This is a genomic window from Sphingomonas sp. 2SG (genome assembly GCF_005503285.1).
GTDB lineage: Bacteria > Pseudomonadota > Alphaproteobacteria > Sphingomonadales > Sphingomonadaceae > Sphingomonas > Sphingomonas taxi.
In genome coordinates, this window is the sequence record NZ_SCMZ01000009.1 from 62,493 (window position 1) to 77,350 (window position 14,858).

15 protein-coding genes and 1 tRNA gene are annotated in these 14,858 nt (G+C 68.5%); 12 read left to right on the forward strand and 4 right to left on the reverse strand.

Going from position 1 to position 14,858, the window contains the following annotated elements; all coding sequences use genetic code 11:
- Positions 1-116: 116 nt before the first annotated feature.
- Both purF and FFS23_RS05835 read left to right on the forward strand, forming a co-directional pair.
- On the forward strand, positions 117-1,574 hold the full coding sequence (gene purF / locus FFS23_RS05830; RefSeq protein WP_038659073.1) for an amidophosphoribosyltransferase: 1,458 nt from the start codon (positions 117-119) through the stop codon (positions 1,572-1,574).
- A 3-nt stretch (positions 1,575-1,577) separates the two neighbouring features.
- Positions 1,578-2,285: an SDR family NAD(P)-dependent oxidoreductase gene (locus tag FFS23_RS05835; protein WP_137897840.1), complete on the forward strand. Its 708-nt coding sequence runs from the start codon at positions 1,578-1,580 to the stop codon at positions 2,283-2,285.
- A 148-nt stretch (positions 2,286-2,433) separates the two neighbouring features.
- Here the strand turns inward: FFS23_RS05835 and FFS23_RS05840 are convergent, their stop codons facing one another.
- A complete protein-coding gene (locus FFS23_RS05840; RefSeq protein ID WP_249340541.1) occupies positions 2,434-3,624 on the reverse strand; it encodes an SAM-dependent methyltransferase in 1,191 nt (396 codons plus the stop codon).
- Between the two features lie 42 nt (positions 3,625-3,666).
- Entirely contained in the window at positions 3,667-4,563 is an 897-nt protein-coding gene (locus FFS23_RS05845) for a histone deacetylase family protein (protein WP_137897842.1), read from the reverse strand.
- Between the two features lie 54 nt (positions 4,564-4,617).
- On the opposite strand from FFS23_RS05845, the gene FFS23_RS20035 reads away from it, so the two are divergent.
- The 10 genes from FFS23_RS20035 to FFS23_RS05890 all read left to right on the forward strand — a co-directional run bounded on the left by FFS23_RS20035 (position 4,618) and on the right by FFS23_RS05890 (position 13,678).
- Positions 4,618-4,782 (forward strand): hypothetical protein, encoded by a 165-nt coding sequence (locus FFS23_RS20035; protein ID WP_171009379.1) that lies wholly within the window; start codon positions 4,618-4,620, stop codon positions 4,780-4,782.
- On the forward strand, positions 4,779-5,279 hold the full coding sequence (locus FFS23_RS05850; protein WP_137897843.1) for an RNA pyrophosphohydrolase: 501 nt from the start codon (positions 4,779-4,781) through the stop codon (positions 5,277-5,279). Before FFS23_RS20035 ends, FFS23_RS05850 begins: the two co-directional genes overlap by 4 nt.
- Positions 5,280-5,328: 49 nt before the next feature.
- A complete protein-coding gene (locus FFS23_RS05855; protein ID WP_137897844.1) occupies positions 5,329-6,261 on the forward strand; it encodes a DUF481 domain-containing protein in 933 nt (310 codons plus the stop codon).
- 54 nt (positions 6,262-6,315) lie between these two features.
- Positions 6,316-7,521, forward strand: coding sequence for a hydrolase (locus tag FFS23_RS05860; protein ID WP_171009380.1), 1,206 nt, complete (start codon positions 6,316-6,318; stop codon positions 7,519-7,521).
- The gene (locus FFS23_RS05865; RefSeq protein ID WP_137897845.1) at positions 7,518-8,534 is read left to right on the forward strand and encodes an arginine N-succinyltransferase; all 1,017 of its coding nucleotides are present in this window, start codon (positions 7,518-7,520) and stop codon (positions 8,532-8,534) included. The genes FFS23_RS05860 and FFS23_RS05865 overlap by 4 nt, the downstream gene beginning before the upstream one ends.
- Positions 8,528-9,766 (forward strand): N-succinylarginine dihydrolase, encoded by a 1,239-nt coding sequence (locus tag FFS23_RS05870; RefSeq protein ID WP_137897846.1) that lies wholly within the window; start codon positions 8,528-8,530, stop codon positions 9,764-9,766. The genes FFS23_RS05865 and FFS23_RS05870 overlap by 7 nt, the downstream gene beginning before the upstream one ends.
- 76 nt (positions 9,767-9,842) lie before the next feature.
- A complete protein-coding gene (locus tag FFS23_RS05875; RefSeq protein ID WP_038659049.1) occupies positions 9,843-10,061 on the forward strand; it encodes a hypothetical protein in 219 nt (72 codons plus the stop codon).
- Between the two features lie 58 nt (positions 10,062-10,119).
- Positions 10,120-11,019 (forward strand): sulfate adenylyltransferase subunit CysD, encoded by a 900-nt coding sequence (cysD, locus tag FFS23_RS05880; RefSeq protein WP_137897847.1) that lies wholly within the window; start codon positions 10,120-10,122, stop codon positions 11,017-11,019.
- On the forward strand, positions 11,019-12,932 hold the full coding sequence (gene cysN, locus FFS23_RS05885; RefSeq protein WP_137897848.1) for a sulfate adenylyltransferase subunit CysN: 1,914 nt from the start codon (positions 11,019-11,021) through the stop codon (positions 12,930-12,932). Before cysD ends, cysN begins: the two co-directional genes overlap by 1 nt.
- Positions 12,929-13,678 carry a 3'(2'),5'-bisphosphate nucleotidase CysQ gene (locus FFS23_RS05890; RefSeq protein ID WP_137897849.1) on the forward strand — a complete coding sequence of 250 codons (750 nt, stop codon included), beginning with the start codon at positions 12,929-12,931 and terminating at the stop codon, positions 13,676-13,678. Before cysN ends, FFS23_RS05890 begins: the two co-directional genes overlap by 4 nt.
- Here FFS23_RS05890 and FFS23_RS05895 read toward each other — a convergent pair.
- Together FFS23_RS05895 and FFS23_RS05900 are read right to left on the reverse strand one after the other, a co-directional pair.
- The gene (locus tag FFS23_RS05895; RefSeq protein ID WP_137897850.1) at positions 13,668-14,663 is read right to left on the reverse strand and encodes a bile acid:sodium symporter family protein; all 996 of its coding nucleotides are present in this window, start codon (positions 14,661-14,663) and stop codon (positions 13,668-13,670) included. The genes FFS23_RS05890 and FFS23_RS05895 overlap by 11 nt on opposite strands.
- A 102-nt stretch (positions 14,664-14,765) precedes the next feature.
- Positions 14,766-14,842: transfer RNA gene (locus tag FFS23_RS05900), tRNA-Arg, on the reverse strand.
- Positions 14,843-14,858 lie beyond the last annotated feature (16 nt).

Sequence of the window (14,858 nt, forward strand, 5' to 3'; positions counted from 1 at the left end):
CCTTCGCGCCCGAAACGCGCATCGCGACAATCGGTTCGTTTTGCGCATTACAAATACGCGACAAACGCGGAATGCGTTCCTATATGGCCACCCGCACGATGTGAGCCCCCGCCACCATGCTGACGACCCATCCGTTTGAAGACGACAAGCTGCGCGAAGAGTGCGGCGTATTCGGTGTATCCGGCAGCGACAGCGCCGCGGCGCTCGTCGCGCTCGGCCTGCACGCACTGCAGCACCGCGGCCAGGAGGCGGCTGGCATCAGCAGCTTCGATGGCCATCACTTCCACACCCATCGCGCGATGGGCCATGTCGCGGGCAATTTCGACCGCGACGACGTGATCCGCGCGCTGCCCGGCGATTATGCGGTCGGCCACGTCCGCTATTCGACGACCGGCGAGACGGCGCTGCGCAACGTCCAGCCGCTCTATGCCGAACTCGCCAGCGGCGGCTTCGCCGTCGCGCATAACGGCAATATTTCCAACGCGATGAAGCTGCGGCGCGAGCTGATCCGGCGCGGCTCGATCTTCCAGTCGACCAGCGACACCGAGACGATCATCCATCTCGTCGCGACCTCCAACTATCGCACCCTGCTCGACCGCTTCATCGACGCGCTGAAGCAAATCGAGGGCGCCTACAGCCTCGTCGTGATGACACCCGAGGGGATGATCGCCTGCCGCGACCCGCTCGGCATCCGGCCGCTGGTGATGGGCAAGCTCGACGGCGCGGTGATCTTCGCCTCCGAAACGGTGGCGCTCGACGTCTGCGGCGCGACCTTCGAACGGCAGGTCGAGCCGGGCGAGCTGGTGATCGTCCAGAACGGCGAGATTCGGTCGATTCGCCCGTTCGCGCCGATGGCGCCGCGGCCGTGCATCTTCGAATGGGTCTATTTCAGCCGCCCCGATTCGATCGCCGGCGACCAGTCGGTCTATACGGTGCGCAAGGAGATCGGCGCACAGCTCGCGATCGAGACGCCGGTCGAGGCCGACCTCGTCATTCCGGTGCCTGATTCGGGCGTGCCGGCGGCGATCGGCTATGCGCAGCAATCGGGCATTCCGTTCGAGCTCGGCATCATCCGCTCGCATTACGTCGGCCGCACCTTCATCCAGCCGGGCGACAAGGTCCGCCACCTCGGCGTCAAGCTGAAGCACAATGCCAATCGCGCGCTGATCAAGGGCAAACGGATCATCCTCGTCGACGATTCGATCGTGCGCGGCACCACCAGCCTCAAGATCGTGCAGATGATGCGCGATGCCGGCGCGGCCGAGGTGCATATGCGCATCGCCAGCCCGCCGACGCGGCATAGCTGCTTCTACGGCGTAGACACGCCGGAGCGTGCCAAATTGCTCGCCGCCAAGCTCGACCTCGGCGGGATGACCGACTTTATCCACGCCGACAGCCTGTCGTTCGTGTCGATCGACGGTCTCTACAAGGCGCTGGGCGAGGCGAAGCGCGCCGACATCCGGCCGAAATATTGCGACGCCTGCTTCACCGGCGACTATCCCACGACGCTGACCGACCAGGACGATAGCGTCGCGGTCGACCAGTTCGCGATGCTGGCGGAGCGGGTCAACTAAGGCATGGCCAGTCCGCTTGCGAACCAACTCGCGCTGGTCACCGGCGCGAGCCGCGGCATCGGCGCCGCCACCGCGATCGCGCTGGGTGCGGCGGGCGCGCATGTCGTGCTGACCGCGCGCACCGCCAAGGATCTGGAGGCGGTCGAGGAAACGATCTTCGACGCCGGCGGCTCGGCGACGATCGCACCGCTCGACCTGACGCAGACCGACAGTATCGCGCGGCTCGCCGCGGCGGTCGGGGAGCGCTGGCAGGCGCTCGACGTGCTGGTGCTCAATGCGGCGATGCTCGGCAGCCTCGCCGCGGTGCCGGCGATCGACGCCAAGGAACTGGCGCAGGTGCTGACGCTCAACGTCAGCGCGCAGGTGGCGATGATCCAGGCGTTCGACCCGATGCTGCGCAAGGCGGCGGCGGGCAAGGTGATCGGGCTGACCTCCAGCGTCGGGCGCAATCCGCGCGCCTATTGGGGCGCCTATGGCGCGTCGAAGGCGGCGTTCGAAACGATGCTCGGCGCCTATGGCGACGAGACCGCCGACATCAGCCAGATCCGCACCGCGATCGTCGACCCCGGCGCGACCCGAACCAAGATGCGCGCGCGCGCCTATCCGGGCGAGGCGCCCGAGTCGGTCAAGCCGCCCGAGACGGTGGCAGACCGGATCGTCGCGCTGGCGGTGGCGGGCTTCGAGGCCGGACACCGCGAACGGGTGGGGTGACTCCAAGTCCTCCCCCGCCAGGGGGAGGTGGCAGGCCGAAGGCCTGACGGAGGGGGGGATACGGTCCGCTCAGCGTATGCGGCAACGCCCCCTCCACCACCCGGCTAGGCCGGGCGGTCCCCCTCCCCCGCTAGCGCGAGGGAGGAATTTACTTGCGCTTCACCAGCGTCACCTGTGCGACGTCGATGCCGCGGCCGCGGAAGCCGCCTTCGCAATACATCAGATAATAGCGCCACAGATCGCGGAACCGCGCATCGAGCCGTTCGGGCAGACGCCCGGCCTTGTCGGCATTCTCGAACCGCTCGCGCCAGTGGCGCAACGTCTGCGCATAATCGAGCCCGAAGCTGTAGGGATCGGTCCACGCCAGACCCCGCGCCTCGCACAAGGCACGAAAGCGGCTTTCCGACAGCAGCATGCCGCCGGGGAAGACATAGCGCTGGATGAAGTCGACGCTGGTCGCATAGCGGTCGAACACGTCGTCGGCGATGCTGATATATTGCAGCGCTGCGCGCCCGCCCGGCTTGAGCACCCGCGCCAGCGTGTCGCAATAGGCCGACCAGTAATCCTGGCCGACCGCCTCGACCATCTCGACGCTCGCCACCGCGTCGAACTGGCCCGTGACGTCGCGATAGTCGGTCAGTGCCACCGTCACCCCCGGCAGGTTCCGCGCATCGACCGCCGCCTTCTGCTCGGTCGACAGCGTCAGCGCATGGACGAGCCGCCCGCCCGCCGCCGCGGTGGCGGCGAACGAACCCCAGCCGCAGCCGATCTCGAGGATCGTCTCGCCCGGCGCCGTGCCGGTGCGATCGAGGATCGCGGCGAGCTTGCGGGACTGTGCGTCCTCCAGCGTATCGCCCCGTTCAAAGATCCCGCTCGAATAAGTCAGGCCGGCATCGAGCCATTCGCGGTAGAAGTCGTTGCCGAGGTCGTAATGGTCGGCGATGTTGCGCCGCGAACCCTGCTTGTCGTTGCGGCGCAGCCGGTGCCAGAGGCGCAGCAACAGCTTCGATCCGCCGCCGGCTCGCGCGACGTCGGCGAGCTCGACCCGATTGCGCATGAAGAGATCGAACAGCGGCACCGGGTCGGGGCTCGACCAGTCGCCGTCGCGCCACGCGCGATACCAGCCGACAGAACCGCCCGTCGCCAGCCGGACCAGCGCGCGCCAGCGGTGAAGGGTGACGATCGGCACCGGCCCCGGCTTGCGTCCGCCGAGCAGCCGGTGGGTGCCGTCGGGCAGTCGCGCCTCGATGCCGCCGCTCGCCAGCCCGGCATCGATCCGGTCGAGAAAGCGGTGGAAGATCGGGGCGAGCGCGCGTGTCTGAAATGTGTCCGCAGCCATGTCGCGGGCGCTCATGCCGCAGCTTGGCCGATCAGGAAAGGGTCAGCGCGCCGCAACCGCCTCGCCGAGCGTCAGGATCGCGGCGACATGCCGTCGCGCGATCTCCAGCGCGTCGTCGCCATAGCCGCCGCCGACGGTGCTCGCGATCGGGATGCCGCGGGTCAGCCGCGCGATCAGCCGCTCGCGCCGCGCCAGTCCGTCGAGCGTCAGCGACAGCCGTCCGAGCCGGTCGCCCGCAAAGGGATCGACGCCCGCCTGATACAGGATCAGCTGTGGCCGATGCTCGGCGAGGAACGGCGTGAGCGTCGCCGCCAGCGTCGCCAGATAGGCGTCGTCGCCGACCCCGTCGGCAAGCCCCACGTCGAGCGTCGAACGCGCTTTGCGCACCGGGAAGTTCTTCTCGGCGTGGATCGAATAGGTTGCGATCTCCGGCCGACCGGCGAGCAGCGCGGCGGTGCCGTCGCCCTGATGGACGTCGCAATCGACCACCGCCAGCCGGTCGACCGTCCCCTCCTCGATCAGCCGCACCGCGGCAAGCGCGAGGTCGTTGAACACGCAATAGCCCGCACCGGTGTCGGCGAGCGCGTGATGGCTGCCGCCCGCGGTGTTTGCCGCGAAGCCGTAATCGAGCGCGAGATGCGCCGCCAGCCACGTGCCCCCCGGCACCGCCTGCGCGCGCGCCGCGACCTCGGGCGTGATCGGGAAGCCGATCCGTCGGGTCTTGAGATACGGCACGTCGGCGGCCAGCACCTCGGCGACGTAGCCGGGGTCGTGCACCGCCTCCAGCCAATGCAGCGGCATCGATTCAGGGGCGTGCCACGCCACCCGCGGCCCCTCGGCCAGCAGGAGGTCACGGATCAGGCCGTTCTTGTTCCAGCGGTAGGTGGAGCGCGCCGGCGCGGGCGCGACATAGGCGGGATGATGGACGATCGGGATCACGCCCGGTAATTGGGGATGCGGTGGCCGTTCCCCAAGCCGCCTGCGGAGTGACGCATGACCGATACGCCCCCTGACGTCCGGAGTTTCCTCGATTATCGCAACGCCTTGCCCGGACCGGCGCGGCACGCGATGCCGCCCGCCGAGGCGCGCGAGGCGTTTCGCGCGACTCGCGCGCTCGCCGATCTGCCGGTCGGTGAGCCGGCGGCGGCCGGCCGATGAGCAACGACGCCAACGCGCGCCTGCCCTACCGTCCTTGCGCCGGCGTCATGCTGGTCAACCGCGACGGCAAGGTCTTCGTCGGCCAGCGCATCGATACGATCCTGGAGGCATGGCAGATGCCGCAGGGCGGGATCGATCCCGGCGAGGACGCCCATGCGGCGGCGGTCCGCGAGCTCGGCGAGGAGACGGGGATTTCGCCCGACAAGGTCGAACTGGTCGCCGAGGCGCCGGACGACTTCTTCTACGACCTGCCCGACGACATGGTCGGCAAGGTGTGGAAGGGCAAATGGCGCGGCCAGCGTCAGCGCTGGTTCCTGTTCCGCTTCCTCGGCGAGGATTCCGACGTGCGGATCGACACGCCCCACCCCGAATTCCGCGCCTGGCGATGGAGCGATCCGGACGACCTGCCGACGCTGATCGTGCCGTTCAAACGCGATCTTTACACGGCCGTGCTCGCCGCGTTCCGGCCTCGGCTCGGCGCAGACCAAACGGGGTGAGCGGATTTTGGGGGTTTCCTCTACGGACTCAACGGGTAGAGCGCGCGATGTGCGCGCTACCCTGCTGTCCCCGATCCTCGTTCTGATCCTCGCCCCGCTGCTGCTCGCCAACGCGCCGGCGGATGGCGAGCCGGACGACAGCAAGGTGCCGATCCCTGCCGCGATCCGCTCGATGCTCGATGCCGCGCTCGAGAGCGGCAACGACGGCGACGTGTCGGTGGTGGTCAAATATGCTCGCCTCGCCGATCCGGCGAGCGCCGATGCGGTGCTGGCGATCGCGCAGAAATGGCGCAGCGATCGCGCGCAGGCGCGGCAGACGACGATCCGGCAGGCGAGCATGTTCGACCTGTGGAGCGGCCGCGCCGAGCTCGGCGGCTACATCACCACCGGCAACACCGACAGCAAGGGTGGATCGGCGGTGCTCGACCTGACCCGCGAAGGCCTGCAATGGCGGCACAAGTTCCACATCCAGGCGGATTATCAGGAAAACGCCGGGATCACGACGCGCGAACATTATCTCGCCAGCTACGAGCCGAACTACAAGATCAAGGATCGCGTCTACCTCTACGGCGCCGCGCAATATGAGGAGGACCGGTTCCTCGGCTTCTATCACCGCTATTCCGCCTCGACCGGCGTCGGCTACAGCGCGATCAAGACCTCGGCGATCCGGCTCGACATCGAGCTCGGCCCGGCGTTCCGCCAGACGGCGTTCACCGACCAGACCGACCAGAGCAACATCGCCGGTCGCGGCACCCTGGCGTTCAACTGGCGGCTGCTGCCCGGCCTGTCGGTGACGCAGAACGCGTCGGCCTACGTGCAAAGCTCGAATTCGACGCTCAGCGGCACGACCTCGGTCAACGCCAAGCTGATCGGGCCGCTGTCGGCGGCGCTGTCGTACAACGTCCAATATGAAAGCATGCCGCCGGTGGGGTCGCTGTCGACGGACACGACCAGCCGCGCGTCGCTGGTATACAGCTTCTAGGCTCACGCGCAGCGGCCGGTTCCCCCCGCCGCGTCCATCGGCTAACGTCCCCGGATGAGAGGATTGCCGGACGACGAAGACGCAATGGTCGCGACGATCGACCAGGCCGCGATGCTGGATCAGGTCGAGCGCTGGGCGGCGGTAAACAGCGGGACGCGCCATCTCGCCGGGGTCGGGCGGATGGCGGCACTGCTCGCCGACGCCTTCGCGGTGCTGCCGGGGGAGATCATGCTGGTCGACCCCGAACCGGCCGAAGCGGTTGCCGCCGACGGCAGCGTCGCGGACATCGCCCACGGCCGCCACCTCCACCTGCGGGTCCGGCCCGACGCGCCGGTGCAGATGCTGTTCACCGGCCATATGGATACCGTCTATCCCGCCGATCATACTTTCCAGACGCTGACCCGCCGCGCCGACGGCACGATCAACGGCCCCGGCACCGCCGATATGAAGGGCGGCCTCGCGGTGATGCTCGCGGCGCTACGGGCGGTCGAGGCGGCGGGCGCGGCGCGGCTCGGATATGAGGTGGTGATCAACTCCGACGAGGAGACCGGATCGTTGTCCTCGGCCGCGTTGCTCGCGCGGGCCGCGCGCGGCAAGGTCGCGGCGCTGACCTACGAACCGGCGCTGCCCGACGGTACGCTCGCCGGTGCACGCGGCGGCACGGGCAATTTCTCGATCGTGGTCCGCGGGCGCAGCGCGCACGCCGGCCGCAATCCCGAAGACGGCCGCAATGCGATCGTCGCCGCCGCCGTGCTGGCGTTGCGGCTCGCCGAGGCGCGCGCGCCGGGCCTCGCGGTCAATCCGGCGCGGATCGACGGCGGCGGCCCGAACAACGTCGTCCCCGATCTCGCCGTGCTGCGCGTCAACTTCCGCCCCGCCGCCGCCGCCGAGATCGCCCGTGCCCGCGCCGCGATCGACGCGGCGGTCGCAGAGGTCGCCGCGGCGCATGACGTCGCGATCGCGGTCCACGGCGGCTTCAACCGCCCGCCCAAGCCGCTCGATACCGGCGCGGAGGCGCTGTTCGGGCTCGTCGCCGCCGTCGGTGCCGATCTCGGCATTCCGATCGCATGGCGCGCCACCGGCGGGGTGTGCGACGGCAACAACATCGCCGCCGCCGGAGTCCCCGTCGTCGACACGATGGGCGTGCGGGGCGGAGCGATCCATTCGCCGGACGAATTCATGATCGTCGACAGCCTCGCCGAGCGGGCGGCGCTGTCGGCGCTCACCATCCACCGCATCCTGCGAAAGGGGCATGCATGACCTTCCGGATCAGGGCGGCGCGTGCCGACGACCTGCAGCATCTCTACGAAATGGCCAAGCTGACCGGCGGCGGCTTCACCAATTTGCCACCCGACCGCACCGCGTTGCGCGGCAAGCTCGACCGCGCCGGCGCCGCCTTCGCGCGGCAGGACGGCGCGGTCACCGACGAATTGTTCGTGCTGATGCTAGAGAATGTCGCGACCGGCGAGGTGCGCGGCACCTGCCAGTTGTTCACGCAGGTCGGGCAGCAGCATCCCTTCTACAGCTACCGCCTCGGCACGCTGACCCAGCACAGCAAGGAGCTGGCGCGCACCTTCCGTGCCGAGATGCTGGCGCTGACCACCGATCTGGAAGGATCGTGCGAGGTCGGCGGGCTGTTCCTCCACCCCGGCGAACGCGCCGGCGGGCTTGGCCTGCTGCTCGCGCGCAGCCGCTATCTGTTCATCCGCGCGCACCGCGCCCGCTTCGCCGACCGTATCCTCGCCGAATTGCGCGGGGTGATCGACGAGGCGGGCGGCTCGCCGTTCTGGGACGGGCTGGCGGGGCGGTTCTTCGGGATGAACTTCCAGGACGCCGATCAATTCAACGCGATCAACGGCCATCAGATGATCGCCGACCTGATGCCCAAACACCCCATCTATACCGCAATGCTGTCCGAGGCGGCGCGGTCGGCGATCGGCCTGCCGCATCCCAGCGGTCGCGCGGCGATGCGGATGCTGGAGAACGAAGGCTTCAGCTACGAACATTATGTCGACATCTTCGACGGCGGCCCGACGATGACCGCGCGGACCGACCGGGTGAAGACGATCGAACAGGCACGCGAGCGGCGGATCGTCGCGATCGACGACGTCGACGGCGACGAATCCCTGATCTCGGTCGGCCGGCTGGCGGACTTCCGATGCGCTTATGGGATGATCCGCCACGATGACGGCGGCATCGCCCTGTCGCGCGACTGCGCGGAGGCGCTCGGCGTCGGTCCCGGCGATGACGTGTTGCAGGTGCCGCGGTGGTGATCGAGATCAATTTCGACGGCATCGTCGGCCCCAGCCACAATTATGCCGGCCTTTCGCCGGGCAATCTCGCCGCGACCGCGCATGCCGGGCAGCTGTCGCAGCCGCGCGCGGCGGCGTTGCAGGGGCTCGACAAGATGCGCGCCAATCTCGCGCTCGGGCTGACGCAGGGCGTGCTGCTGCCGCACCGGCGGCCGGACCGGGCGTGGCTCGATGCGCTGTCGACCCGCTACGAAGACGCGCCGCCGCTGTTGCAGGCGCAAGCCATGTCCGCCTCGGCGATGTGGGCCGCCAATGCCGCGACCGTTTCGCCGGCGCCGGATACGGCGGACGGCCGCTGCCATCTCACCGTCGCCAATCTTATGACGATGCCGCATCGCAGTCACGAATGGCCCGAGACGCTGGCGCAGCTCCGCACCGCCTTTGCGAAAGACGCCTTTGCCGTCCACGGGCCGATCCCCGCCCCGTTCGGCGACGAGGGCGCGGCCAACCACATGCGGCTCGCCGCGGCGCATGACGCGCCGGGGGTCGAGCTGTTCGTCTACACCGTCGCCGGCGGCCATTTCCCCGCCCGCCAGCACCTGCAGGCGAGCGCCGCGATCGCACGCGCGCATCGGCTTGATCCGGCACGGACGCTATTTGTCCAGCAGTCGGAGGAGGCGGTCGCCGCCGGTGCCTTCCACAACGACGTCGTCGCGGTCGCCAACGAACGCGTGCTGTTCGCGCACGAGCGCGCCTTCGCCGACAAGGACCGGCTCTACGCCGACCTGCGCCGCCTGCTGCCCGAAGTCGAGGTCGTCGAAGTGCCGGAGAGCGAGGTCAGCCTCGCCGACGCGATCGCCTCCTATCTGTTCAATGCACAGCTCGTGACGACCGCGCACGGGCCGACGCTGGTCGTGCCGATGGAGGCCAGGGCCAATAGCGCGGTCTGGGGCTGGCTCGAACGGCATCGGGCCGGCAACGGCCCGATTCGCCGGGTCGAGACGGTCGACGTCACACAGTCGATGGCCAATGGCGGCGGCCCCGCCTGCCTGCGGCTGCGGGTCGTCGCCGATCCCGCGACGATCGATCCGCGCTTCCTCGTCGATGCGGCGAAGCTCGATGCGATCGGCGCGATCGTCCGCCGCTGGTGGCCCGAGACGATCGACCCCGACGCCCTCGGCGACGACGCCCTCATCCGGGACATCGAAACCGCCCACGGCCGGCTGCGGCAGGCGCTGGACCTGTCGGGTTAATTGACAATTAACCTAACTCTGCCCGCGGCGAATGGCAGTTTTCCGCCACTGGCCCGGTGCTTGCGTGGGGCAGCGCATGTGGACACGGATCAAACGCCTCTTCACCATCAAGACGAAATTCGAGGCGTTCCTCGTCATCTATGGGCTCGGCCTCGGCGCGGTCGAGCGCGGCATCCATTATCTCCAGCAATATCCGGGCTATGGCGGCTGGCTGCTATTCGCCTGCTGTCCGATAGCGGTGTTCATGGTCGGCGGCGTGTTGCTCGATTCGGTCGAGCGGCGGCAGTCGGACTAGGGCCGCCCGATAGGATAAGTTCGTCGCTTCGTCGCGCAGGATGCTTATCTGGACGCTGATGAGCGGGCTTACCCATTTACAACGGCTTGAAGCCGAAAGCATCCACATCATGCGCGAAGTCGTCGCCGAGGCGGAACGGCCGGTGATGCTCTATTCGGTCGGCAAGGATTCGGCGGTCATGCTGCATCTCGCGCGCAAGGCCTTCTTCCCCGCACGCCCGCCCTTCCCGCTGCTGCACGTCGATACGACGTGGAAATTCCGCGCGATGTACGATCTGCGCGACAAGGCCGCGGCCGATGCCGGGATGGAATTGATCGTCCACACCAATCCCGATGCGCTCGCCGCGGGGATCAACCCCTTCGACCACGGCAGCCGCCATACCGATCTGTGGAAGACCGAGGGGCTCAAACAGGCGCTGAAAGCGGGCGGCTACGACGTCGCCTTCGGCGGCGCGCGCCGCGACGAGGAAAAGAGCCGCGCCAAGGAGCGGATCTTCTCGTTCCGCTCGGCGAGCCAGGGCTGGGACCCCAAGGCGCAGCGGCCCGAATTGTGGAGCCTCTACAATGCGCGCATCCACCGCGGCGAGAGTATCCGCGTCTTCCCTTTGTCCAACTGGACCGAGCTGGATATCTGGCAATATATCCTCGATCAGGGGATCGAGATCGTCCCGCTTTATTTCGCCGCGCCCCGCCCGACGGTGGAGCGCGATGGCATGTTGCTGATGGTCGACGACGATCGCTTTCGGCTGCATCCCGGCGAAGTGCCGGTCGAACGCTCGATCCGCTTCCGCACGCTCGGCTGCTATCCGCTGACCGGGGCGGTGGAGAGCGCGGCGGCAACCCTGCCCGACGTGATCCAGGAGATGCTGCTCACCACCACCTCCGAACGGCAGGGCCGCGCGATCGACCACGATCAGGCCGCCAGCATGGAGAAGAAGAAGCGCGAGGGGTATTTCTGATGACCGCCTATACGCCCGACGCGCTGATCGCCGCGGATATCCACGCCTATCTCGACGGCCATGCGCACAAATCGATGCTCCGCTTCATTACCTGCGGGTCGGTTGACGACGGCAAGTCGACGTTGATCGGGCGGCTGCTCTACGATTCGAAGACGATCTTCGAGGATCAGCTCAGCCAGCTCGAGGCGGACAGCAAGCGGCTCGGCACGCAGGGGCAGAATATCGATTTCGCCCTGCTCGTCGATGGGCTCGCCGCCGAGCGCGAACAGGGCATCACGATCGATGTCGCCTATCGCTTCTTCGCCACCGACAAGCGCAAGTTCATCGTCGCCGACACGCCCGGCCACGAACAATATACCCGAAACATGGTGACCGGCGCCTCGACCGCCGACCTCGCGGTGATCCTGATCGACGCGCGCAAGGGCGTGCTGACGCAGACGCGGCGCCACTCCTTCCTCGCCCATCTGATCGGCATCCGCCACATCGTGCTGGCAGTGAACAAGATGGATCTGGTCGATCACGATCGGGCGCGGTTCGAGCAGATCGTCGCCGATTACACGGCGTTTGCGGACAGTATCGGCATCGCCGGCTTCACCGCCATCCCGCTCTCCGGCCTGACCGGCGCCAACATACTGGCGCGCTCCGACGCCATGCCCTGGTACGAGGGTCCGGCGTTGCTGCCGCATCTCGAGACGGTGCCGATCGAGGCCGATCGGGCGACCGCCGCACCGTTCCGGCTGCCGGTGCAATGGGTCAACCGGCCCGATCTCGATTTCCGCGGCTTCGCCGGCACGATCGCCGCCGGCCGCATCCGCACCGGCGATCCCATCCGGATCGTCCCATCGGGCAAGACGAGCAAGGTCGCGCGGATCGTCACCTATGACGGCGATCGCGACACGGCCGGCGCCGGCGAGGCGGTGACGCTGGTGCTCGCCGACGAGGTCGATTGCTCGCGCGGCGACGTGATCGCCGCCGCCGAGGCGCCGCCCGAGGCCGCCAACCAGTTTGAGGCGACGCTCGTCTGGCTCGCCGATACCGCGCTCGTCCCCGGTCGCGGCTATTGGCTCAAGCTCGGCACGCGCACCGTCGGCGCGACGGTGCAGCCACCGGCGCACGTCGTCGACGTCAACACGCAGGCGCATCTCTCGGCCAAGACGCTGGCGCTCAACGATATCGGCGTGGCGGAGGTGTTCACCGACGCGCCGCTGGTCTTCCAGCCCTATGCCGACAGCCACGAACTCGGCGGCTTCATCCTGATCGATCGCGAGACCAATGCAACGGTCGCCGCCGGGATGATCCACCACGCGCTGCGCCGCGCGCAGAACGTCCATTGGCAATCGGTCGACATCACCCGCGAGGCGCACGCCCGGCAGAAGGGCCAGTCGCCACGGCTGCTGTGGTTCACCGGCCTGTCGGGATCGGGCAAGTCGACGATCGCCAATCTGGTCGAGAAGAAGCTGCATGCGCTCGGCCGCCACAGCTTCCTGCTCGACGGCGACAACGTCCGCCACGGGCTCAACAAGGACCTCGGCTTCAGCGATGCCGACCGGATCGAGAACATCCGCCGCGTCGGCGAGGTCGCCAAATTGATGACCGATGCCGGGCTGATCGTGTTGACCGCCTTCATCTCGCCGTTCCGTGCCGAGCGCGATCTGGTGCGCGGCCTGCTGCCCGCCGGCGAGTTCGTCGAGATCTTCGTCGATACGCCGCTGGCCGAGGCGGAGGCGCGCGATCCCAAAGGGCTCTACGCCAAGGCGCGGGCCGGTGAGATCGCGCATTTCACCGGTATCTCCAGCCCCTACGAACCGCCGGAACGGCCCGACATCCATATCGACACGCGTCGCGAAAGCGCCGAGGCTGCCGCCGAACGGATCGTCGAGCATGTGCTCGGCGTGTGGAGTTTCGAACTGTGACGGCTGCGGCCACCGACGTCGAACTGGCGCGCAGCGTCGCCGTAGAGGCCGGCGCGCTGCTGCTCGCGATCCGCGACCGTGGCGACACGCACGGCAAGGCGCTCGGCGACGCCGGCGATCGCGAGGCGAACACGCTGATCCTCGATCGCCTGCGCGCCGCGCGACCCGACGACTTCATTCTGTCGGAGGAATCGATCGACGACCGCGCCCGCTGTGCGGCCGAGCGGGTATGGATCGTCGACCCGCTCGACGGCACCCGCGACTATGCCGAGGGGCTCGACGATTGGGCGGTGCATATCGGCCTCGCGATCGGCGGCCGTCCGACGGTGGGTGCGGTGGCGGTGCCGACCACCGGCCGCGTCTACACCACCGCCGAGGCGCGCTGCACGCACCTGCGCAGCGCAGCCGCCCCGCGCATGGTGGTCAGCCGCACTCGCATGACCGACATGGTCGCGCGGGTCAGCGAGGCGCTGGCGACGACGCGGGTCGGCATGGGGTCGGCGGGGGTCAAGGCGATGGCCGTGGTCGACGGTCGCGCCGACATCTACCTGCACGACGGCGGCCAGTATGAATGGGACAATTGCGCGCCCGCCGCGGTGGCGCTGGCGGCGGGCCTCCATGCCTCGCGCATCGACGGCAGCCCACTGGTCTACAATTGCGCCAATCCGCTGCTCCCCGACCTGCTGATCTGCCGCCCTGAACTGGCGGATCAGGTGCTGGCGGCGGTCGCTGCGGCTACGCGCTGACCTCCGCTTCGGTTACGCCCGCCGCATCGGCATAGCGCCGCGCGATCATCGCGCAGGCGATCAGCTGGAGCTGGTGGAACAGCATCACCGGCAACAGCACCGCGCCGACCTGCGCCGCGGGAAACAGCACGCCCGCCATCGGCACGCCGGCGGCGAGGCTCTTCTTGGAGCCGCAGAATAGCAGCACAATCGCATCCTCGCGGGAGAAGCCGAGCAGCCGCCCGGCCAGCCAGGTGAACGCCAGCACCGCGGCGAGCAGCACCGAACAGAAGAGGCCGATCAGCATCAGGTCCTCCGGGGATACGCGGTGCCACAGGCCCTCGACCACCGCCGCCCCGAAGGCGCTGTAGACGACGAGCAGGATCGAGCCGCGATCGACGATCGTCAGCAGCCGCTTCTGCCGCGCGACGAAGCCGCCGATCCACGGCCGCAGCAGATGGCCGGCGACGAACGGGAGCAGCAACTGCGCGACGATCGCCTCGACCGCCGACAGCGAAATGCCGCTCCCCTGCCCGCCCACGCCGCTGCCGATCAGCAGCGCGACCAGCGCCGGGGTCAGCACGATGCCGACCAGGTTGGAGAAGGAGGCGCTGCACACCGCCGCGGCGACGTTGCCGCGCGCGATCGCGGTGAAGGCGATCGAGGATTGGACCGTCGACGGGAGCAAGGTGAGGAACAGCATCCCCGTCGCCACCGCGCCGGTGAGACCGGGCAACCGGCCGAGCGCGAGGCCGAACAGCGGGAAGACGAGGAAGGTGGTGGCGACGACGTTGAGATGCAGTCGCCAGTTGCGCGCCCCCTCCCAGATCGCGGCGCGTGACAATTTGGCGCCGTGCAGGAAGAAGAGCAGCACGATGCCGACATCCGCGGCGCCGGCGACGATATCCGCATAGACCCCTCGCGCCGGCACCAGGCTGGCGATCACCACCGTGCCGAGCAGCATCAGGATGAAGGGTTCGAAGAAGGAGAGGATCGCGCGCAGCATGGCCAGCGCTTAGGCCGTCATCCGCCGCACGGCCACCCCGCGATCGCCGACGGGGGATATGAAAACCCCCGCCGAACCATCTCTGGTCCGCGGGGGAGATCCTGGTGCGCCCGGAACGATTCGAACGTCCGACCCTCAGATTCGTAGTCTGATGCTCTATCCAGCTGAGCTACGGGCGCACATCGGAGGCGCGCT